17 protein-coding genes are annotated in these 22,498 nt (G+C 61.8%); 3 read left to right on the top strand and 14 right to left on the bottom strand.

What is annotated here, in order from left to right:
- Window positions 1-94: 94 nt before the first annotated feature.
- From A6D6_RS12915 to A6D6_RS12855, 13 genes are all read right to left on the bottom strand, one after another.
- Window positions 95-1,048 carry an IclR family transcriptional regulator domain-containing protein gene (locus A6D6_RS12915; RefSeq protein ID WP_133490736.1) on the bottom strand — a complete coding sequence of 318 codons (954 nt, stop codon included), beginning with the start codon at window positions 1,046-1,048 and terminating at the stop codon, window positions 95-97.
- Window positions 1,049-1,141: 93 nt separating this feature from the next.
- Entirely contained in the window at window positions 1,142-2,041 is a 900-nt protein-coding gene (locus tag A6D6_RS12910; RefSeq protein WP_159660950.1) for a helix-turn-helix transcriptional regulator, read from the bottom strand.
- Window positions 2,042-2,101: 60 nt separating this feature from the next.
- Window positions 2,102-2,854, bottom strand: a complete 753-nt coding sequence (locus A6D6_RS12905; RefSeq protein WP_133490738.1) for an ABC transporter ATP-binding protein — start codon at window positions 2,852-2,854, stop codon at window positions 2,102-2,104.
- On the bottom strand, window positions 2,851-3,612 hold the full coding sequence (locus tag A6D6_RS12900; RefSeq protein ID WP_133490739.1) for an ABC transporter ATP-binding protein: 762 nt from the start codon (window positions 3,610-3,612) through the stop codon (window positions 2,851-2,853). The genes A6D6_RS12905 and A6D6_RS12900 overlap by 4 nt, the downstream gene beginning before the upstream one ends.
- Window positions 3,605-4,693 carry a branched-chain amino acid ABC transporter permease gene (locus A6D6_RS12895; protein WP_133490740.1) on the bottom strand — a complete coding sequence of 363 codons (1,089 nt, stop codon included), beginning with the start codon at window positions 4,691-4,693 and terminating at the stop codon, window positions 3,605-3,607. The genes A6D6_RS12900 and A6D6_RS12895 overlap by 8 nt, the downstream gene beginning before the upstream one ends.
- 10 nt (window positions 4,694-4,703) lie before the next feature.
- Entirely contained in the window at window positions 4,704-5,564 is an 861-nt protein-coding gene (locus A6D6_RS12890; protein ID WP_133490741.1) for a branched-chain amino acid ABC transporter permease, read from the bottom strand.
- A 66-nt stretch (window positions 5,565-5,630) separates the two neighbouring features.
- Window positions 5,631-6,833, bottom strand: a complete 1,203-nt coding sequence (locus tag A6D6_RS12885; RefSeq protein ID WP_159660949.1) for an ABC transporter substrate-binding protein — start codon at window positions 6,831-6,833, stop codon at window positions 5,631-5,633.
- Between the two features lie 77 nt (window positions 6,834-6,910).
- A complete protein-coding gene (gene boxA / locus A6D6_RS12880) occupies window positions 6,911-8,086 on the bottom strand; it encodes a benzoyl-CoA 2,3-epoxidase subunit BoxA (protein WP_133490743.1) in 1,176 nt (391 codons plus the stop codon).
- A gap of 54 nt (window positions 8,087-8,140) precedes the next feature.
- A complete protein-coding gene (gene boxB, locus A6D6_RS12875; protein WP_159660948.1) occupies window positions 8,141-9,592 on the bottom strand; it encodes a benzoyl-CoA 2,3-epoxidase subunit BoxB in 1,452 nt (483 codons plus the stop codon).
- Window positions 9,593-9,595: 3 nt separating this feature from the next.
- Window positions 9,596-11,239, bottom strand: coding sequence for a 2,3-epoxybenzoyl-CoA dihydrolase (gene boxC / locus A6D6_RS12870; protein WP_159660947.1), 1,644 nt, complete (start codon window positions 11,237-11,239; stop codon window positions 9,596-9,598).
- 163 nt (window positions 11,240-11,402) lie between these two features.
- Window positions 11,403-12,197: an alpha/beta fold hydrolase gene (locus A6D6_RS12865; protein WP_133490746.1), complete on the bottom strand. Its 795-nt coding sequence runs from the start codon at window positions 12,195-12,197 to the stop codon at window positions 11,403-11,405.
- Window positions 12,194-13,789 carry a benzoate-CoA ligase family protein gene (locus A6D6_RS12860; RefSeq protein WP_201303782.1) on the bottom strand — a complete coding sequence of 532 codons (1,596 nt, stop codon included), beginning with the start codon at window positions 13,787-13,789 and terminating at the stop codon, window positions 12,194-12,196. The genes A6D6_RS12865 and A6D6_RS12860 overlap by 4 nt, the downstream gene beginning before the upstream one ends.
- Window positions 13,790-14,007: 218 nt before the next feature.
- Window positions 14,008-14,988, bottom strand: a complete 981-nt coding sequence (locus A6D6_RS12855; RefSeq protein WP_159660946.1) for an NADPH:quinone oxidoreductase family protein — start codon at window positions 14,986-14,988, stop codon at window positions 14,008-14,010.
- A 556-nt stretch (window positions 14,989-15,544) separates the two neighbouring features.
- Here A6D6_RS12855 and A6D6_RS12850 point away from each other — a divergent pair.
- The 3 genes from A6D6_RS12850 (at window position 15,545) to A6D6_RS12840 (ending at window position 21,217) form a co-directional block, all read left to right on the top strand.
- Complete coding sequence (locus tag A6D6_RS12850; protein ID WP_159660945.1) at window positions 15,545-18,796, top strand: carboxyl transferase domain-containing protein; 3,252 nt, start codon at window positions 15,545-15,547, stop codon at window positions 18,794-18,796.
- 52 nt (window positions 18,797-18,848) lie between these two features.
- Window positions 18,849-20,567: a class I adenylate-forming enzyme family protein gene (locus A6D6_RS12845; protein ID WP_159660944.1), complete on the top strand. Its 1,719-nt coding sequence runs from the start codon at window positions 18,849-18,851 to the stop codon at window positions 20,565-20,567.
- Between the two features lie 95 nt (window positions 20,568-20,662).
- A complete protein-coding gene (locus A6D6_RS12840; protein WP_201303781.1) occupies window positions 20,663-21,217 on the top strand; it encodes a TetR/AcrR family transcriptional regulator in 555 nt (184 codons plus the stop codon).
- Between the two features lie 113 nt (window positions 21,218-21,330).
- Here the strand turns inward: A6D6_RS12840 and A6D6_RS12835 are convergent, their stop codons facing one another.
- A complete protein-coding gene (locus tag A6D6_RS12835) occupies window positions 21,331-22,338 on the bottom strand; it encodes a helix-turn-helix transcriptional regulator (protein ID WP_159660943.1) in 1,008 nt (335 codons plus the stop codon).
- Window positions 22,339-22,498 lie beyond the last annotated feature (160 nt).

The raw sequence follows: 22,498 nt of genomic DNA, 5'->3' as shown, positions 1-22,498 counted from the left end.
GTGCCGGTTCGAGTCCGGCTACCCGCACCAGATCCAACTCTCTCCGAGCTACTCATATTGTCCCGCCCCGCCAATCGGCGGGTTGTGGATTATTTTATGCGGGAAACAAGGCACCGAGTTCCTCCTGTAAGCGTACGCCAAACTGACGCAACTGTTCGTCGGATGTCCGGAAACTGGGCATCATCAGCCCCAGGACGGTATCCGGGTAGCCGCTTCCGTCGTGGATGGGCACGGCCACCGCGCTGGCGCCCTCCACACGTTCGCCATTGGAGATGGCGAAGCCCTGCTGGCGAATACCTTTCAGCTCCTTGCGCAGGGCGCTGACCTTGGGCTGATGGGCGGTTAATGCCGTCATGGTGGGATTGCGGATCAGGGTTTCCATCTCGGCCTCGGGCAGAAAGGCCAGAATGGCCTTTCCCGCCGCGCCCAGATAGAGGGGAAAGGCGCTGCCTGTTTCCAGAGCGTAGCGGACCGGGTGCGGGCTGGGTAATACCGAAGTGACGATCTGCTTGTTACCGGCACGATGAAACAGGGAAACGGTCTCCCTGGTCTCGGCGTGCAGTCGTTCCATCAGAGGGCGGATGCGTACCAGCACATCATCATTGTTGAGAAAGTGCCGGGCCAATTGCATGACGGAAGGGGAGAGGCGCCATTGTTCGTTGTCGAGGTTCTGCTCGATCAGCCCCTTGTCGGCCAGCGGTGTCAGAATTTCGAGCGCGATGCGTGGATCCAACCCGGCCTGCCGGGAGAGCTGTTCGGTGGATGCGTCCCCCGGCAGATTATCCGCCGCCGCTTGCAGTAAATCCACGGCCCGGGATATAGAGCCGGCCCCACCGGAACGCCCGGTGTAGCTGTATCGCTTGTCCTGGGGGCGGCGGTAGACGTAGCCGCGTGCCTCCAGGGTTTGCAGAATCCGGTATACGATGGTCGTGGCTTCGCCCATGGCGGCGACCACTTCGGTCAGAGAGAGCGGTTCCGATGTCCGTTCCAGCAGCTCCAGGACGTCCAGGGCACGTGTCAGTGTTTGCAGCTGATAAGAGGCCGCCATGGTTTTTATTCGCCCGCTTTGGTGATTGGGAAAAGCCGATAAACACAGGGCGTGATGATAGCATGGATAGCGCCGTGGGCCGGCGCGGACCGGTTACTGATTGACCGCCGTGGGACCGGTCAAATACGGGCGGGTCATGCTCAGCAGCTCGGCGAAGCTGTCCTCGACGCTCCGGTGCGAGGTATCGAGCACGGCGTCGGCGCGGCGGTAGTCAGCGTCGCGTTCCACCAGGATTCGTTTGAGGTCGTCCATGGCATGGGTATGGCCCTGCATTGGCCGCGTGTCCCCCTGGTCGATAACACGTTGCATGTGTTCTTCCGGGGAGGCCTTGATCCAGACGGTATGGAAGCGGCTCAGCAGACGTTGGAACGTCTCCGCTTCGGACACCAGACTGCCGCCGGCTTCCACCACCGAAAGGGGATCCTGTTCGATCACGTACTCCAGCGCTTCCCGTTCAAAGCGTCGGTAGGCGGGCTGCCCGCCAAGCGCCATGATCTCGCCGATGTCCATGCCGGCCAGTTGTTCGATCAGGCCATTGAGCCGGATATAAGGCACGTTTAGCCGCTCTCCAAGCATCTGACCCAACCGGCTTTTGCCGCCACCGCGCAGGCCGATCAGTGCCACGCCGCGGTGTTGCCCCTTGTTCACATCAAAATGCCGGACCAACAGCTGGTACGCTTCATCCAGTTGAGCTGGGGAAAGTCGATCAAGAAGATCCCGCAAAGGCGGCGGAAGGACCTGCTGCTGTTCCGGTTGCGGGAGGATGTCCTGCACTGGCACGCCCATGGCGGCGGCAAGGCGTTGCAGCAGCATGATTGAAATATTGGCCTTGCCCCCTTCGATTTGCGCCAGGTAGCGCTCGGAGATGTCCGACTGGGACGACAGTTCCTTGCGCGCCATGCCCCGCCGGGCGCGAATGGCGCGCACCCGGTCTCCAATGGTCACCATATAGTCTGGCCCGTTGCTTTCATTCTGATCGTTGGCAGGGTGCATGCTCGTCTCCGTTTCCCTGAGCGTACCGGCGATGGCCTCGACCGGGGCTGTTGGGAGGCATTATCCCATGCCGAGGTGGGTGTCGAGTAGGCTGGTATCCCGGCTGATTTCCGCGCTGTCGCCGTCAAAAACCACGGATCCCTTTACCAGGACCAGATGCCGGTCGGCGATGGTCAGCAGGTTGTCAATGTTCTTGTCGACGATGATGCTGGCGATGCCGGAGGCTTTGATCTCGCCGAGGATTCTCCATATCTCATCACGAATCAGTGGCGCTAGGCCCTCGGTGGCTTCGTCGAGAATCATGATCCGGGGGTTGGTCATCAGCGCCCGTCCAATGGAGAGCATCTGCTGTTCGCCGCCGGAGAGCAGGGCGCCGTCATGCTGGAGCCGCTGCGCCAGACGTGGAAAAGTATCCAGGACGCGCTCCAGTGTCCAGGGTGAGCGGCCCTCGGCATCGGGACGCGCCGCCATGATCAAATGCTCATGCACATTGATACCCGGGAAGATGCCGCGCCCTTCCGGCACATAGCCGATGCCCCGGCGTACCACCTGCCAGGGCCGGCACTTGCGGGTCGGTTTTCCGAGGATCCGGACGCTGCCCTGCCTGGGGGTAACAAAGCCAAGCAGCGCCTTCAGGGTTGTGGTCTTGCCCATGCCGTTGCGTCCCATCAGGCTGAGCGTTTCAGCGGGCATTAAATGAAGATCGACGCCATGCAGGACATGGCTCTGACCATAGTAGGCATGCAGATCGCGGGCGTCGATCAACGGCTGAGCCGTTTGTGGAGGCGAAAGTGACGCGTTGAAGGTATTCATGCCTCCTCCTGTTGATGTCTGCCCAGATAGACGTCCCGAACCTTTGAACTGCCACGAATGGTGTCCGTGGTCCCGGTTTCAAGAACGCGACCATCGACCATGACGGTGATCCGTTCCGCCAGCGCAAAGACGGAGTCCATGTCGTGTTCGATCAGCACCAGGGTGTAATCACCACGCAAGGCGCCAAGCAGCTCGGTAACCCGGGCGGTTTCCTCGCGGCCCATGCCGGCCAGGGGTTCGTCGAGCAGCATCAAAGTGGGCGCCGTGGCCAGCACCATGGCGATTTGCAATTGACGTTGCTCGCCATAGCTCATGGCGTTTGCGGGTGTCGCGGCACGATGGGAGAGCTGGCAGGTTGCCAGGGCCTGCTCCGCGCGCTCATCGACTTGCCGCGCGGTGGCGCGAGAGCGCCAGCTGGCGATGACGCCGCCGAGATGGATACGGGCGGCGAGCCGGCAGTTTTCGAGGCAACTCAAGCGGGGAAAAATATTGGTTTTCTGATGACTGCGGCCGATACCCAGGCGGGCGACACGGTGAGCCGGCAGGCCGTGAATCGGGCGTTGCCGATAGTGGATTTCCCCTTCACTGGGACGCAGCTCCCCGGAGAGCAAATTGATCAGCGTGCTCTTACCCGCGCCATTGGGGCCGAGGATGGCATGGACCTGGCCGGGCCGGACGTCAAAGTCGACCCGGTCCACCGCCGTCAGACCGCCGAACCGGCAGGTCAGTCCCCGGGTGGATAACAATGCGCTATTCATAATGGCGGCCCTCGTCGTGTTCGTGAGGCAGGGCAGGGCCCAGACGTGCTTTGAATAAAGCGGCGGGACCGGATCTGAACAGCCCCTTCATGCCGGCACCGGGCAGTCGAAAGCGAGGCGGATCGAGAATGAGACCGGCCAGGCCTTTCGGTAGCACCAACACGATAAGGATGATCGTCAACCCCATCAGTAACTGCCAATAGACGGTTAAATGCTCGAAGGCGTAATGCAACAGCTCGTAGGCGAAAGCCCCGAGTAGCGGACCGAACAGCGTGCCCATGCCACCCAGGATGACCATCATCAGCACCTCGCCGGAAAGATGCCAACCCAGCTGCGCCGGGTTGGCGAAGCCATACTGCATCGCCGCCAGCATGCCGGCGACGCCGGCCAGTACCCCGGAGATGACGAACGCGGCCAGCTTGTAGCCGTAGGTGGCATAGCCAAGGGCCTGCATTCGATGTTCGTTGTCATGGATACCGTCGAGCACCTGGCCAAAGTAGGAGCGTATCAGCCAGTGCAGAAACAAATAGGCAAGCAGGGTCACGCCCATGACAAAATAAAAAAAATGCAGTGGATTTTCGAGATCGATGAGCGTCAGGTCACCGATGGCCAGAGTGGGCTTGAACATTATGAAGAGGCCGTCGCTGCCGCCGGTGAAGCTGGCGTCACTGACCAGGTAGTAGAGCATCTGGCCGAAAGCCAGAGTGGTCATGATGAAGAAAATGCCCCGGGTACGTAGCACCAGTGCGCCAATCACCAGAGCGGACAAGGCACTCACCAGCATCACCAGTGGCATCATCCACCACAGCGAAGCGGCGCTGTAGGATGGGCTGGCCATTGCCAGGGTGTAACCGGCCAGACCAAAGAACAACGCATGTCCCAGACTGACAAGACCAATCACGCCAACCAGCAAATCCAGGCTCATGGCGAACAGCCCGAGAATCAACATCAGAGTGAGTTTCTCCAGGAAGAATTCGCTGCCATCACCGATCAGTGCCGCCCCCCAAAGAGGGTATAGCACCAGAATAGCGGTCAGCGTGAGCATCATGATCGGTACGCGCTTGGGGTAGCGATGAAGCATGGATTTCTCCTCAGGCGAACAGCCCGCGCGGCTTGATAATGAGCACGGCTGCCATGATCAGATAGATGATGACGCTGGCGAGAGCGGGAAGTAGCACCGGGCCGAAGGTCGCGGCCTGTCCGATCAGCAGGGAGCCCAGGAAGGCGCCCTTGATGGAACCGATGCCGCCGATCACGACAATGACGAAGCAGGTGATCAGCACGTTGTCCCCCATGCCCGGATACAAGGATGTCATGGGTGCGGAGAGCATGCCGGCGAACGCGGCCAGTCCCACTCCGATACTGAATATCAGCGTGAACAGGGTGCGCACATCGATGCCGAGCCCCTCCACCATATCCCGGTTGGCGGCACCGGCACGGATGACGATACCCAGACGGGTATGGCGGATAACCCAATAAATACCGCCGGCCATCAGCAAACACACGCTGCCGACGAACAACCGGTAAACCGGGTACTGCAGATTATCGGTGAGAGTTATGTTGCCGCTGAGAGAGGGAGGAACCGCCACGCTTTGCACGTCGTTGCCCCAGATGATGCGCTGGGCCTCGTTGAGCACCAGGATCAGCCCGAAAGTCAGCAGCACCTGGTAAAGATGATCGCGTCGATACAGCGTGCCGAGAAACAGCCGCTCGATCACCAGTCCCAACACCACGGCGATCGGCACGGCCAGCAGCAGGGCGAGCCAGAAGCTGCCGGTGCGCAGCGTCAGGTCATAGGCCAGATAGGCACCAATCATGTACATGGCCCCGTGGGCAAGATTGATGATACCCATGATGCCAAAAATCAGTGTGAGTCCGCTGGCGATCAGGAACAGCAGCAGGCCGTATTGCAGGCCGTTGAGCAGCTGTATGGCGATGAATACGGGATCCATGAACATTCTCCTCGGGTCGGTTGCCCGGCAGGGGCGCGCCGCGCCTTCGCGGGTCGCCTGATCGGTCTACAGGCGGCAGCCACGGGCTGGATCTTCCAAAGCCCGGCTGGCCACATCGATGACCTGATTGCGTCCCTCCTTGACCTGGCGGAGATAGATGTTCTGAATCGGGTGGTGAGCCTTGGAGAAGGCCACCGGCCCGCGCGGGCTGTTCAGTTTGACACCGGCCAGCGCCGAGATCAGCGCGTCCCGGTCGGCGCTGTTACCTTGAGTCTGGTCCAGCGCTTGAGCCAGCATCATGCCGGCGTCGTAGCCTTGTACGGCGTAGGTGTCGAGCTTGCGTTCATAGGTTTTGCCATACGCTTCGCGGAAGGCACGATCCACTTCCGAATCGAGACCATCGGCATAGTGCAGAGTGGTAAGGATACCCTCGGCGGCTTCACCCTGGGCGTCCAGATTGCCGTCGGTGAGAAACCCTGAACCCAGCAACGGCACGCTGTCCTTCAAACCCAGTTTGGCGTAGTCGCGAACAAAACGGACCGCGCCGGCACCGGCGAAGAAAGTGTAGACCGCGTCCGGTTTGATGCTGGCTATGTCGGTCAGATAGGGCTGAAACTGTGTTTCCGGAAACGGCACGAGAATCTGTTTGACGATCTCGCCACCGGCTTTGGTGAAGGATTCCTCGAAGCCGGCGATGTCTTCCTTGCCACCGGCGTAATTCCAGGTGATGGTCACGACTTTGCGGTAGCCACGATCATAGGCCACCTTGCCCATGGGGTAGCTGTCCTGCCACATGGAGAAAGAGGTGCGGAACACGTTGGGCATGCACAGTTGCCCGGTGGCCGCGCCCAGGCCGGCGTTGGGGATGATCATGATGGCGCCGGTCTGCTTCGCCACTTTCAACATACCCATGGCCACGCCAGAATGCACCGGACCGATGACCACGTCGACCTTGTCGCCCTTGACCAGGCGGCTCATGTTTTGCGGTGCCTTGGAGGCATCGGCTTCGCTGTCGAGGACAACGTATTCCACCGGGCGCCCTCCCAGTTGATCACCATTTTGTTTGATCGCCAGCTTCAGACCGTTGGTGATAGATTCGCCCAGGGGTGCGTAGGTGCCAGAGTAGGGCAGCATCAGTCCGAGTCTCACCGGTGTCGCCTGATCTTCCCGGTTTTGCTGCGCCATCAGGGGCTGGAACGCCGCCAGGAAGAGCAGCCCCATGGCGGTCATCAGGTGGCGGGTGTGCTTGCGTATGCGTGCGAGTTTCATTTTTTCTCTCCTGGCGGGCCTGTCCCGCCGTTTTTTTTGTAATGACAGAGTTTGCCCGGACCCGGCAGGGGCCCGTCCTAATAGGTCTCCACGTGATAGCGCCCGAGACGGACCATGTCGTCGCGTAACTCGGGCCAGTCGAGGCCGTGTTTTTCCGCGATCACATGGAGCGATTCCTCAACACCTTCCTCCATGCCTTTCAAGCCGCAGATGTAGATATGGGTATGGCTGTCGCCGAGCAGTTCCCCGAGCAGGCCGCTGCGTGCGCTCATCCGGTGCTGGACATATTCCTTGGCCGCATCGGGTAGCCGGGAAAACACCAGCTCCTTGTGAATAAGGCTGTCCGGTAACTTGCCGAGAGGGCCGAAATAAGGCAGCTCATTGGGAGTACGGGCGCCGAAGAACAGCACCAGCCGTCCGTTGGCATCCGGTTGCCTGCGGCGCCGGCGCTCGGTCATGGCGCGGAAGGGCGCTGATCCGGTGCCGGTACAGATCATGATGATGTTGGCGTCCGGGTGTTCGGGCATCAAAAAGCTGTCACCGAACGGGCCCACCACGTCCACCTCATCCCCTTTGTTCAAATCACAGATAAAGTTGGAGGCCACGCCGCCCTCCACTCGCTTGACCGTCAGCGATAGATTGTTGTGGTTGGGACGTTCGCCGTCGCGGGGACTGGCGACGGAATACAGTCGCATTTTGTGCGGCTTACCGGTCCCGGTATGGCCTGGTGGCAAAATGCCCACGCTTTGTCCTTCCAGTACCGGAAAGGCAGTGGCGCCAAAATCCAGCACGATATGACGAATGTCGGATTCAGTGCCTTCGGCGGTGATGCGGTAGTTGCCCACCACCCTGGCACGGGCGGGGGTGGAACGGGTGAACATGTTGAGCATCGGCTTGCCGGCGGAATCCGGAGCCCGCGCACGCACGCCGGCGTGGGCCAGGGTCAACAGTTCGCGGACTTCGTCGTCCTCGTCGGGCGCCTCGCTGTCGCTCAACGCGTCGGCGTTTTCTTCCGGAAGCTCGTCCCAGCCGAACTGCTGCTCGGTGGTAAAAGGTTCATTGACCAGCCTCCAGTTGTCGATGGCGCCGGTGGGGCAGGGGGCAATACAGTCCATGCAGTAGTTGCACTTTTCCGCATCCACCACATAGTTGTCTTCGTTGTGAGTGACCGCATCGATCGGGCAGGTTTCCTCGCAGGTGTTGCAGCGGATGCAAATTTCCGGATCGATGAGGTGTTGTCGCAACAAGCTCATGATGAGTCCTCTCGCTCTTGCCGCGGGCACCGCCGCGCCCGCGGAGCGGCAAAATCAGCCGGCCAGGCGCACGTATTCGAAATCCCCGGGTTTGTTATCAATACCGACCTTCGGCGGTGCGATCCAGCCGGCGTACTGGCCGGGCTCGGTAACCGGCACCATCAGGGAATCCAGGTAGGTCAGATCCGACGCGGTGGGCAACCAGGCATCGCGATTGGCTTCGAAAGTTGCCTGGTCGATCACTTCGCCACCGGGAGAAACGAACAGACCGCTGAACTCGCCGATCTGACGGTTGAACGCGATGTGCGGCAATGTCAGTTCATAATCAAAGCCGGCTTTCTTGATCAGCTTGTTCCAACGCTTGACGCCGCCCTCGGCGTCCTTGACGTAGTCATCGCGCAGCCGCGCATTGATAGCGTTGAGCGCCGTTTCTTCCACCATCTTCAGTTCACCGTCGACCACCTTGAGCACCGCGTAGGTGTCGTTGTGCAGTTGGTGATCATCGTCGATGCGAGTTTCCTGATAGCGGCCCTTAATGCCGGCTTCATAGGCGGAGGCGGCGTTGGTGGAAACCTCATTGCCGAACAAATCCAGCGTCACGGCGAGGTGAAAATTCATCTTACGCTGAATCATCGGCAGGTCCATCACGCCGAGCTTGCGCACCGCTTCCTCATCGGCGGGGTTGGTGATGCCGGCCTCGTTCATGGCTTCGCAGGTGCGCTGGATGACGCGGGAAATACCGGATTCCCCCACGAACATATGATGGGCTTCCTCGGTGAGCATGAACCGGCAGGTGCGTGAGAGTGGATCGAAGCCGGATTGCGCCAGGGATTCCAGCTGCATCTTGCCGTCGCGGTCGGTGAAGAACGTGAACATGAAGAACGACAACCAATCCGGTGTTTCTTCGTTGAAGGCGCCGAGCATACGCGGCTTGTCCTTGTCGCCGGAAGTGCGTTTGAGCAGGTTCTCCGCTTCCTCGCGTCCGTCCTTGCCGAAGTATTTGTGCAACAGATAAACCATGGCCCACAAATGGCGGCCTTCTTCCACATTCACCTGGAAGAGATTGCGGAGGTCGTACAAGGATGGGGCGGTCTTGCCAAGGTGGCGTTGCTGCTCCACCGAAGCCGGCTCGGTGTCGCCTTGGATGACAACAAGGCGGCGCAGCATGGCGCGGTACTCGCCCGGCACTTCCTGCCACACCGGTTCGCCCTTGTGTTTGCCGAAAGGAATAGTGCGGCCTTCCTCGGCTGGCGCGAGCAGAATGCCCCAGCGGTACTCCGGCATGTTCACGTAGCCGAATTCCGCCCAGCCTTTGGGGTCCACGCCGACGGCGGTGCGCAGATACACTGGCGTGTCCTGGAAACCATCAGGCCCCATGTCTTTCCACCAGTCGATAAAACCGGGGTGCCAGGCCTCCAGCGCTTTGCGCAGGCGGCGGTCCTCGGAAAGATTGACATTGTTGGGAATCAGATCGTCGTAGTTCACTTCCTGTTTCAAGGCGCTCATGGGTTAAATCCTCTCGAAGTTGTAGGTGGGACGAGAGCCGCTGCCGTATAGCTGCAGGGCGCCTTGCTGGCCGACCGCGTTGGGGCGTTGGAATATCCAGTTCTGCCACGCGGTTAAGCGCCCGAAAATGCGGGTTTCCATGGTTTCCGGGCCGGCAAAGCGCAGGTTCGCTTCCATGCCGATCAGGGCGTCGGGGGAGAAACTGGACCGTTCCTCGATCAGCAGCCGCAGTTCCTCGTCCCAGTCGATGTCATCGTAGGCTTCGGTGATCAGGCCGCTCCGCAGGGCGTTCATGGCATCCAGTGGCTGCCCTTGTAGCTCACGGGCCTGATCCACGCTGTGCGGTTCACCGTGGAAACGGGTTGCCAGCCGGGTCAGACCGTTGCTCATTGGCAAGGCGCCGAAGTTCATGGCACTGAGGCACAGCGCCGCTGGCGGAGTGTCATCCCCTTCCCATTGGCCGTCGAGCATGAAGCTGCGATCGGCGCAGAACACCAGTTCGGCGAGCAAACCGCTGAAGCAGCTTCCCGGTTCCACCAGGGCGAACAGGGTGCGGGAAGTCACATCAAGACGCTTGAGTGTGCGTTTCCAGAACAGGCGGATTTCACGCATCAACCAGTGCTCCTGCTCCAACAGGCATTCATAAGCGGCGATACGAGGGCCATCGCCCTGACTCTTTATCAGCCAGGTGCCCATCTCCGGCTGATTGAGGCGCAGATGCAAAATGGCATCGTCCAGGTCGCGGGCCAGCGCCAGCGGCCAGAAACGGTCGCCTTGAGCCTGGGCATCCGCGACGGAAGTGGGGGCGTCCTGTTGCGGACCATGCACAATCAGAGTCGCGGTGCGCCGGCTGTTATCCAACTCCACGGTGAGATGGCGGTAATGGATGCTGTGCTCGCTGATTTCCCGATCCAGCGGTGAAAAGCGCACGCCACTGGCGTTGTCCGGGCGGTCGGAACGCTGCGCGAGCTCCTGAGCGCGGGCTGTGACCGCCTGATCGAATTGCGAGGCCGGCGCCAATTCGTCCACCAGTCGCCAGTCGAGCGCGCGCTGACCGCGAACACCGTCTTCCATGCTGCAAAAGATATCGGCCCGGTCCCGGCGTACCTTGCGCTTGTCGGTGACACGGGTCAGACCGCCGGTGCCTGGCAATACCGCGAGCAGAGAAACTTCCGGCAGCGACACCGTGGTGGTGCCGTCGTCGATCAGCACAATATGGTCGGTGGCCAGTGCCAGCTCATAGCCGCCGCCGGCGGCGGTGCCGTTCACCGCGCACATCCAGGTCTGACCGGATTCGGCGCTGGCTTCCTCGATGGCATTGCGGGTTTCGTTGGTGAACTTGCAGAAGTTCACTTTATGGCCATGGCTGGCGCCGCCGAGCATGCGGATGTTGGCGCCAGCGCAGAAGATTTTTTCGTTGGCGGAAGCCAGTACCACGGCTTTGACTTCCGGATGCTCGAAACGCAGGCGTTGGACAAGGTCGTTGAGTTCGATGTCCACGCCCAGGTCATAGGAATTCATCTTTAACTGATAGCCGTCGAACAGGCCGGCGTTTTCATTCACCGCCATGGTCACCCGGGCGATGGGGCCGTCGATGGTCAGTCGCCAGTGCCGGTACTGGTCAGGGGAGGTCCGGAAGTCAATCATTTCGCTGCCTCTTCGGTTGTTGTGGGTGGCGCGTTCCAGGGAGCTTGTTGTCTTCGGGGAGAGCCGCTCATCAGACTGGATTCTGAATTATAGTGCACTATTTGAAATTATAGTGAATTAAAATTCCGAAAGTGGCAAGAGAAAATGACTTATAGTTCCTGGTTCAGGTTGGCGGGAAGCCGGTCAGGCCAAGATCGGTCACGAAATGCCGGATCGTTTCCAAGGTGGCCTCGGGCTGCTCGCGATGAGGGGAATGGCCGCAGTGATCCAGCCAGACCACCCGGCAGGGCCCGGAGCAATCGGCCTCTATAGCATCCAGCTGCTTGTGGGTGCCGTACTGGTCCTGGCGCCCCTGGAGCAGCAGGGAAGGGCAGTGGATGCCGGGTATGAACCCCCGCAGATTCCAGGTGGCGAAATCCGGATCCAGCCAGGCCTCGTTCCAGCCCCGAAACGCCACATCAACATGTCGGTGATAGCGGGCCAGCCGTTCGCGCAAAGGGCCGCTTTGATAGGCTTCGCGGGCGCCACGGATGCTGTCGAGGCCGATCGGTTCGGTAAAAACATGGGGCGCTATCAGAACCAGGCCGCGTACTCGCGGATCGACCACCGTCGCGGCATTGATCAGGGCGATGGAGGCGCCGTCGCTGTGTCCGACCAGCACCGCCCGCTGCACGTTGGCGGCGTCGAGTACCCGGGGCAGAATCTCGCGGGCTTCTTCGTGCATGTAGCTCAATGGGCGGGGCAGAGTGACCGGGTCGGAAGCGCCATAGCCGGCACGGCTGTAAGCCAGCACGCCACATCCGGTCAATTCCGCCAGATGCTGGGGAAATGCTTTCCACAGCGCCACGCAACCCAGTCCTTCGTGGAGCAGCACCAGAGTAGCGGCCTGATCCGGCGGCGGGCCGAACCACGCCGCTTCCAACCGTGTGCCTTTGACTGCTAAAGATTCGAGGGTCATGCCGGCACCTGTTCCCGGTTTCGCAGTTTGAAGCGCTGGATCTTGCCGGTGGCGGTTTTGGGTAACTCGTCGACGAAGTACACCCAGCGTGGGTATTTCCACAGCTCGATGCGCGAGCGCACGAAGTCCTGCAGTTCCCTGGCAAAGGCTTCCTCGTCGTCGATGGTTGTTTTCAAGACCACATACGCCGCCGGTTTGAGATTTTCGGTGTCGTCACTGCGCGCCACCACCGCCGCTTCCATGACACCTTCGTGTTGCATCAACGTGGATTCCACCTCGAACGGAGACACCCAGTTGCCGCCGGACTTGAACATGTCGTCGCCGCGCCCGCAGTAATGATAGCGGCCCTGTTCGTCGCGATAGTACTTGTCGCCGGTACAGGTCCATTCGCCAACGAAGGTGCGCAGACTTTTATCACGCTGATTCCAATACCCGCTGGCGGCGCTCGGGCCGTTCACCAGCATTTCGCCGATCTGGTTGGCCGCTTCGATGTCGTTGCCGCTTTCGTCCACCAGTTTCACTTGATAGCCGGGTACGGCACGGCCGGAGCAACCGTAATGCACATCACCGGGCTGATTGGTCAGATAGATGTGCAGCATCTCGGTGGAACCGACGCCGTCGAGAATGGGGGAGCCGAAACGCTTTTCCCAGCGTTCGCCAGTCTCTTTGGGCAGCGCCTCACCAGCGGAAATGCTGCGGCGCAAAGCTTTGGAGCCGGGGTGTCGGGCCAGTTGGGGATCGGCCAGCAGTGCCGCGTACAACGTTGGCACGCCGCAGAAGATCGTCGGCTGGTGCCGTTCCATGATCTCCAGTGCCGCGGCCGGGGTCGGGCGGCCATCGTAGAGGATGGTGGTGGCGCCCACCGAAAGTGGAAACGTCATGCCATTACCCAAACCGTAGGCGAAGAACAGTTTGGCGATGGAAAAAATACGGTCATGGGGCTGAATACCCAGTACGCCCTTGCCGTACAACTCGGCGGTCCAGTACAGACTGGCGTGACGATGAGGGACACCCTTGGGATTGCCGGTGGAACCGGAGGAATAGAGCCAGAAAGCGATATCGTCGCAGGTGGTCCCGGCCCAGTGGCTCTCCGGTGAAGCGCTGTCGAGCAGTTCCGTCAGAGTGTCGTGATTCGCCTCCCGGCCATTCACCACGATTACTTTTTCAAGGTTGGGCAGCGCCGGGATCAACTCAGCGAATTGGGCATAAAGGGACTGCTCCACGATCAATACCTGGGCACGGCAGTCGCCAAGGATGTAACGGTATTGGGTCGGGGTGAGCAGTGTGTTCAGACAGACCGGCACCACTCCGGCTTTCAGGCCGCCCCAGAAACAGGCCAGATAGTCAGCGCTGTCGGACATGGCGAGAGCCACCCGGTCTTCCTGGCGCAGCCCCAGGGCATGATACATGGCGGCCGCCCGAGCTACTCGTTCGGCGAGGCGTGCGTAGGTCATTTCACCGTCGCGGTCGATGATCGCCAGGTTTCCGGCACGGCCTTCTTTCAGGTGACGGTCAATGAAGTGTTCGGCGGCGTTGAAATGGCGGGGCAGGGGCTCGGCGGCGGGCTCGCGCATAGCCTTGGCTTGTGTCATGTCGGCTTCTCTCCCTTGCTGTCGAGATTGTTGTGGTTATCGATTCGGTGCTAGGTACAGCCAGTACACTGACATGTACTATAATGCATGAATCGACAGGGGCAAGAGGTAAGGCCGGGCTTGGTTATTGATTTATAATATGCATTATGAAATATAATGCGATTTTTGAGATAAGACATTGGGAAAGAAGGGCCACCCCGTCCGGTGGCCAAAGGTGTTTACGGGTCAGCGATGGCGACCACGGTTTTACCCAACCCGGCGCCGCTCAGAGCGAACTCCAATGCCTCCATGAAGGCGTCTAGCGGGAAGACGCGGCCGACCGGTGGTTTCAGATCACCTTCCATCACCCAGCTCAGCAACCGAGCCAGGTGCTGATGGCCTCGCGCCCGCTCCTTTTCCAGGAACTGTCTGACATCCACGCCGATCAGGCCCGCCCCTTTCATCAGTGGCAGATTCACCCTGAGTGAGGGGATCGGCCCACCGGTGAATCCGAGGATCAGATGGCGTCCACGCCAATGAAGAGAACGGAACGCCGGTTCGAATAACGGACCGCACACCGGATCGAATACCACGTCCGGTGCCGTGCCGCCGCAGGCGGCCCGCAGCCGCTCCCGCCAGCCATCCGGCTCACTATCCAACACCTGATCGGCACCCAGTTTCTGGCAGAACGCCCGTTTTTCCCTGGAAGACGCCACCGCCACCACACGAGCGCCGAGCCGTTTGGCCACCTGCACGCCGGCGGCGCCAAGACCGCCAGCGGCGCCAAACACCACCACGGTTTCCCCGGGCTGCAACTGGGCCCGGTCGACCAGCCCGTGCAGCGCGGTCAGGTAGTTGACGCGAAAGCCGGCGGCTTCGGCGAACGTCATGGCGTCCGGTATAGGTCGGACTTCCGCTGCCGGGGCCAGAGCGTACTCAGCCAGGCCGCCGTTGACGGTGGCCATCACCCGTTCTCCCACCCGCGGGGCCTCGATACCGGCGCCCACTGCCAGGATCCGGCCCGCTACTTCGCGGCCAGGTGTGTGCGGTAGCGCGGGTTTTACCTGGTAGCGGCCCAGGGCGACCAGAGAATCCACGTAGCCGAGCCCGCAGGCGGCCACGCCTATCAGAATCTCCCCCTCGCCGGGGCTGGGCCGCTCGGTTTCGATCAGTTGATAGTCGGTGATGGATGACAGCGATTCGGCGATCACTTTTTTCATGATCCGGGTTCCTGTTGTCCGGCGGCTTCGGGGCCGCGGTGAAGGTCGGGGCTAAGAGCCTGTTCACGATCTTTACACCACCGCGTTGCTGCAGGAAAAGCCGCCAGAGGGCGTCACGGACTGCAGGCTGTGGGGCCAAAGGCAAAGGCCGGGGCGTCGTCTGGCGGCTTTTTCAGCGCAACCCGATGGGCCGGCCCCCCCCTGTGCCCTCCGGGTATTTTTCCGCCAGGCCGCGATTACACTTGTTCATGTAGACGGACTACATAGCACAATCGAAATCACGGCCTGACGACACTTTCCACCAGGAGAGAAGGGAACTCCGGCGCGGCGGCGTAAAGATCGTAAACAGGCTCTAAGAGCTTGAAGGTAAAGATGTAACGCCAGGGACGGGACGTTGTACACGGCGGAACCGGTCCGATACGCGGGAAGAGCACATGGTTTTGGCCAACCGGCGCAGGCGGGTGGGGCAATCCTGAAAAACGTAAAAGGCCTTGACGCATTAAATGGTCGGCCAGCATAGTTCGTTGACACTAATGTCAACAATAAAGAGGTGCTCATGGCCGAGACCAAAGACCAGGGTGCGATCAGTGTGCTGGTCGCCAATCGTGGAGAGATCGCCGTCCGCATTATCCGGGCGATTCATGAGATGGGAGGGCGGGCCGTCGCGGTGTTTCCGGAGGACGACAAAGACGCCTTGCATGTTCATCGCGCTGATGAGGCGGTCGTGCTCGCGGGAACCGGGGTGGCCGCTTATCTGAATGCCAGTGCCCTGATCGAAGCCGCGCTCTCATCCGGTTGCGGCGCGATTCATCCGGGCTACGGATTTCTCAGCGAGAATGCGGATTTCGCCCACCGCTGTGCCGAGGCCGGAGTGGTGTTCATAGGCCCGAGCGCGGATACCCTGGCGATGCTCGGGGACAAGGCACGGGCAAGGGCCTTCGCCATGGAGCAGGGCGTCGCCGTCATGCCTGGCACCACTGGCGCCACCACGCTGGCCGAGGCGGAAGCATTCGCCAGTGAGCACGGAGCGGTGATGATCAAAGCCCTGTCCGGGGGCGGCGGGCGTGGCATGCGCGCGGTTACCGATCGTGCTGAATTGCCCGCCGCGTTCGAACGATGCCGCTCCGAGGCCGCACAGGCTTTCGGCGATGATGCGCTGTATGTGGAACGTCTGGCCCGTAATCCCCGACATATCGAGATTCAGGTGGTGGGCGACGGCGTCAGCGTCCAGCATCTGGGCGAGCGCGACTGCAGTATCCAGCGCCGCCATCAGAAACTCATCGAAATCGCCCCGAGTCCGGCGCTGGAGGCCGACCAGCGCGACCGCATCGTCGCCGCGGCATTGCAGCTTGCCAGGGCCTTGAACTATCGCGGACTGGGAACCTTTGAATTCCTTGTCGACGGCGATGAGGTGTTCTTCATGGAGGCCAACCCGCGCCTGCAGGTGGAACATACCGTCACCGAGCAGGTCACCGGAGTGAACCTGGTGGCGACCCAGCTGCGTATCGCGAACGGGGCGCGGCTGCCGGATATCGGCCTGGCCGAGCCGCCGCTGCCCAGAGGGTTCGCGGTTCAGGCCCGGGTTAATCTCGAAACCCTCGACGTCGATGGCTCGCCCCGCCCGGGCAGCGGGGTCATCCACGGTTTCGCGTTGCCTTCCGGACCCGGATTGCGCGTGGACACCTATGGCTACGCGGGCTACCGGGTGAGCCCCCGATATGACTCCCTGATCGCCAAAGTCATCGGTCACGGTGATGATTTCGTCACCGCTGCCCGGCGGACGGCGGCGGCCCTGGCGGAGTTCGGGATCGAGGGGGTGCCCACCAATCTGGATCTGGTCCACGGGATCGTCACCGAGCCGGACTTCGTGCGGGGACGGTTCGATACCGGCTATCTGGATCAGAATTTGCCGGCGCTACTCTCCCACCGCCGACCGGGAAGGGGGGCTCCGGTGGCGGCAATCGGGCAGGAACGGCGCGACATTCTCCATCCTCAGGTACCGGATGGCGCCTGTTCGGTTCGTTCAACCCTGGGTGGGGTGCTGTTGAAGATGGACGTGGCGCCGGGTGATGTGGTGCCGGCGGGCGCGCCGCTTCTGGTGGTCGAGGCGATGAAGATGGAGCACGTGATCCGCGCGACGGAGTCCATGCGTATCGACGGCGTCGTCGCGGCGGCCGGTGACTTTGTCGACGAAGGGGATGTGCTTGTTTATGGCAGCCCGGTGGAGCATAGCGGGGCGCCGGTTGCCGAAACGGTGGTGGAAGACTGGTCGGCGGAAGTGGCGGAAATCGTGCGCCGCCGCCAACTCGCCGAGGCCATGGGGGGAGAGGCCAAGGTCGAGCGGCAACGGGTGGCGGGCAAGTTGACCGCACGGGAGCGTGTCACCGCGCTGGCGGATCCGGACAGTTTCCGCGAAATCGGCGCCCTGACCGGTTTTGTGGACTATGTGGACGGTCGCGCCGAGCGCATCCTGCCGGCCAACTTCGTCGCCGGGACGGCCACGGTGGAAGGCCGCAAGATAGTGCTGGGCGTGGACGACTTCACCGTGCGTGGTGGGTCTGGCGATGCCGCGATCCACGATAAACAGATCTATGCCGAGCGCTACGCGCGCGAGATGCGTTTGCCGGTGGTGCGTCTACTCGATGGCGCCAGTGGCGGCGGCAGCGTCAAGACGGCACGGGAGAACGGCTTCACTTATATCCCGGTCAACCCGGCCTGGGACGCGGTGGTGGACAACCTCTCCCTGGTGCCGGTGGTGGCGGCTTGCCTCGGCCCGACGGTCGGGCTGGGAGCGGCGCGTCTGGTGATGTCGCATCTGGCCGTGATGGTCGAGGGGTTGGGGCAGCTGTTCACCGCGGGGCCGCCGGTGGTGCGTGGCGGTACCGGTGAGGACCTGACCAAGGAGGAACTGGGCGGTGCCGACATACACCGCGGTACCGGCTCGGTGGAACGCATCGTGCCCGATGAGGCCACTGCCTTCGCGGTGATCCGGACGTTCCTGGGATATTTGCCCGGCAGCGCCTTCGAGCTTCCGCCGGTGGTGTCGTCGCTGGATCCGGCGGCGCGCCAGGAAAGCGCGCTGCTGAGCGCGATCCCGCGCAATCCGAGGCACCCGTACGCCATCGGGCCGATTCTGGAGGCCATCTTCGACGCTGGATCCGTGTTCACCTACGCCGAGTACGGGGACGGTATCGTCACCGCCCTGGCGCGCCTTGACGGTCATCCGGTGGGCGTGATCGCGTCGGATCCGATGCGGGGCGCCACCATGTCGGTGGAAGGCGCACAGGCGGTGGGTCGTCTGGTGGACCTGTGCGAGACTTTCCATCTGCCAATCGTCAGTCTCACCGACCAGGCCGGCATGACCATCGGTTCGGTGGCGGAACGCCGTGCCACTATCCGCGCGGGAGCGCGGGCCATCGCCGCCGTCTATCAGGCGCGGGTACCGCAGGCCGAGATCATTCTGCGCCGTGTCTACGGCGTTGGCGGTGCCGGCATCATCAATCGTCACCGCGCCAGCCGCAGTTGGTCATGGCCGTCGGGTGACTGGGGGTCGCTGCCGGTCCAGGGAGGCATCGAGGCCGCGTTCCGCGCGCAGATCGAAGCCAGCGACGATCCGGCCGCCACCATCGCCGAGATCGCCGCGGAGCTGAAGGCGGTTTCGTCGCCGTTCCGTACCGCGGAGCACTTTGGCGCCCAGGACCTTATCGACCCCCGTGACAGCCGTGCCTTGCTCTGCGATTGGGTACGCGATGCCTATCGATTGCTGCCCGAGCAGGTCGGACCGCCCTCATTCGGTGCCAGGCCATGATTCAAAAGCGGCGTGAGAACAACAACTCAGACTTTGATTCGGGAGAGCAACAATGAACGAGACGGAACTGACCGCCTTGCTGCGGGAAGACGGCGAAATCGTTACCGAACGGCTTGATCACTGGGCGAAGGTGGCCGGGGAAAGACCGTTCTTCCATTATGGCGAGGATGACGTCACCCTCACGTACGCGGACTTCGGCGAACGTACCGACCACATCGCCGGTAACCTTGCCGCTCTGGGTATTGCCAAGGGGGACCGGGTCAGCGTCTTCACCTTGAACCCCATGGTGAGCGCGCTGATGATGTTCGGCATCTGGAAGGCCGGAGCCGTGTACTGTCCGGTGAATTTCAGTTACACCGGGCGGTTGCTCTCATACCAGCTCAATGACACCGCGCCGAAACTGCTGGTGACGGATCCGGCCCTGCTGGGCGCGGTCAATCAGGTCGCCGGTGATCTGGCGGCGGCGCCGTCGGTGATCGTCTACGATCCACCGGCCGATGCTCACGATCATGTGAGTCACCGTGAGGAGGTCGATAGCCGTTTCGCCGAGTCGTCCTGGGCGTCACTCATGGCGCCGGCCGCGCGGCCGGATATCACCATCTCCTTTGATGATCCGGCGAACGTGGTCTATACCTCCGGCACCACCGGACCGGCGAAGGGCGTACTGCAGCCATACCGCTGGATGGCGCAGTACACGTTCAAACTGCGGCAACCGCTGACCCCGGACGACGTGGTCTACAACGATCTGCCCCTGTACCACGTCGGCGGGGCCATCGCCAATGTGGCGCGCGCCGCCTGGGTGGGCTGTGAAGTGGCGGTGTGGAACCGTTTCAGTCCCGGTGATTTCTGGAAACGTGTCGCCTCCCGGGGAGCGACCACGGCGATTCTGTTGGATGTGATGATTCCCTGGTTGACCAAGGCGCCGGAAGGACCGGATGACCGGCGCAATACCCTGAACAAGGTGCACATGCAGCCGTTGCCTGAGCATCACGCTCTGGTGGCGCGCCGGTTCGGGCTGGATTTTGTCACCGCCGGGTTTGGACAAACCGAGTCGGGTTCACCGCTTGGCCTGCTGTTCGAGGAGACCGCCGAAGGTGAAGGCACGCCGGCGGACTTGTACCGGGGGCGCTCCCACGAGCAGGTTAAACAGCGGGCCGCGGCGGCGGGCATGGCGGTCCTGCCCGGCGGAGAGAATCGGCCCAGACGGCTGATGGGGGATCCGACGCCGTTCATGGACGTGGCGGTGCTGGATCACCAGGACCAGCGATGTGGCCCCGGCGAACCGGGCCAGTTGGCGGTGCGGCCGAAACTGCCAGGCCTGATCATGAGCGAGTATCTGGGCAAGCCGGAGGCCACCGTGGCGGCCTGGCGCAACCTGTGGTTTCATACCGGCGACGCGGCGGTGCAACTGGAAGATGGCATGTTCGCCTTCCTGGATCGCCTGGGTGACCGGATTCGGGTGCGTGGCGAAAACCTGTCCTCATTCCAGGTGGAGGATTTGCTCAATCAACATGCCTCGGTGGCACTGGCCGCGGTATTCGCCATCGCCAGCAGTGAGGGCGATGAGGATGACGTGGTGGCTTATGTGACGGCGGCGGATGGTGCGCGGCTCAGTGAGCAGGCCTTGCACGACTTCGCCGCGGAGACCATGCCCAAATACATGCGGCCGCGCTATATCCGGCTGATTGATGAGATTCCACGTACTCCCACCAATAAGATCGAGAAGTACAAGTTACGTGCGCGAATCCTGAAGGAGTTGGGAAGGGAGTAGCAATGATGTCCGATCGTGCCACGAAACCGGCTTGCGGAAAGAGTCGGCCGGCCTGGGCGGTGGCGCGTCGGCGCCGGGCAGGGGAGGAACACCCCATGCGCACGGTGCTGTTGGAGGCGGCGGCCCGGGCCTTCGCCCGCTCCGGGTACGGCGGCACCTCCATTGGCGCGATCACCGCCGAGGCCGAGGTCTCCCGGCCAGCGTTCTATGCCTACTTTGCCTCGAAGCGGGAGGCCTTCCTCGAAGTCGTCGCGGCGTTACGCGACGAATTTCTTGCCGCCCATGAATTCCCCGGTATTGACGATCCCTACGAACTGGGACGAGCCGCTACCCGCGCCTTCCTTGCCGCCCATGCCGCCAACGCGGCGCTGCTCACGGTGGTGGAGCACGAAGCGGAAGGGGATGAGGAAGTGCGTGCCATGCGTGACGAGATGCGGCGTCGCCCGGCCCGGCGCATGGCACATTATGTCGAACGGTTGGTGGCGGAAGGCCGGGCCGACCCGGTGGCCGACCCGGAGTTGCTGGCGGGGGTGATGAACGCGACTTTCACCCGCTTCGCGCGAGAGCTGCCCGACGACGACGCCGCCTTCGAACAGAAGGTGGAAGAGTTCACCGCCATTTATCTGAGACTGATCGGCGTGCGTGGATAACAACGGTATCGGGATACGAGGCAAGGTTTGACGATCCCTCCTGCAGTTTCATCTGGACCGTGGGGCTGTATCACGACCTGATGGCACTTCTAGCGGTTGAACAGAGCGGGCTCTTACACATGCGGCTGCTCTCTGAAGCGCCGGGGGGACACCCCAAACCAGTTCTTGAAGGCGCGATGAAAGGTACTGAGGTCGGAGTAGCCCAATTCCTCGGCGATACTATCGGTGCGCCAGCCCTGAACGATCATGCGTTGCAGAGTGCGGGTTTTCAGCACGGAGATCTTAAGTTGCCGAAAGCTGGTGTCATGTTCACGCAAGTGACGTTGCAGCACGCGTTTGTGCAACCCCAGTGCCAGGGCCACATCGTCAATGGTGCGGAGCGCCGGCCGGTCGTCATCAATCAGTTCCTTGATACCGTCGATGAAGGTTTGCCGGCGGCGCTTGGCACGAATCAGCCCTTCAGCGTAACTGAGATTGATCTGGTAGAGGTGCTCATCACGTTCACTGACCGGTGCCGCCATGGCCTCGCCATCCATTTCCAGAAAGAAGTTACCGGAATGGCCCTGGCAGGGGCAGTTCAACGCCTGGCCGATAGGTTCCGCCGCCATCCCTTCGGGGACAAAGAAACGCCGCACCCGGAGTCGATGATTGGTGACCGTGCGCAGCAGCCCCAGCGTTTGCGTGACAATGGACAGCACCTGTTGATTGGAGACCACCACGGCACCCGGTGCCGGAACGTATTCGCAGCGTACCAGCCGGTTCGTGGACACCGGGTGGATCCGGTACTGGCCACTGTCGCTGAGCAGGGGCTGGTAGTCCACCATGTGGCGTAATGCCTGCAGTGCGGTCGGGCTGTGCAGCATGATCGGCAGCAGCACACCGCCGGTGCGCGGGCTCTGGCGGCGCGCCACGTCGATGCCGAGTAGTGGGTTATGGCTGATGGCGCTGGCGCGATGCCACAGGGTGCGGGTGGCTTCGATGCCGAGGTGATGGCCGTCGATAATTTGCCCTTCACGAATCTCATGGATTCCGGTGCCCAGTTGCCGGGTATCGAGGCCGACTTTCTCGAACGCTTGCAACAGTCCGGAAACCCACAAATGGGCCACGTGAAAATGATTCATGGTTTGCCTCCTGCTCAGCCAAGCATAACCAGAGCGGGCCGGACACGGTTAGTGGCGGGGCGGACAGGTGTCGTCAACTGCAAATAATGCTCGCTTTCCAGCAATGTATTGGCCGGCGGGCTCCCGCATAGTCGTTCACATGATAAATAGAACAGGAGCG

Source organism: Alcanivorax xiamenensis, assembly GCF_009846745.1.
GTDB lineage: Bacteria > Pseudomonadota > Gammaproteobacteria > Pseudomonadales > Alcanivoracaceae > Alloalcanivorax > Alloalcanivorax xiamenensis.
The sequence above is the reverse complement of the archived record's forward strand: the minus strand, read 5'-3'. Positions and strand labels throughout refer to the sequence as shown.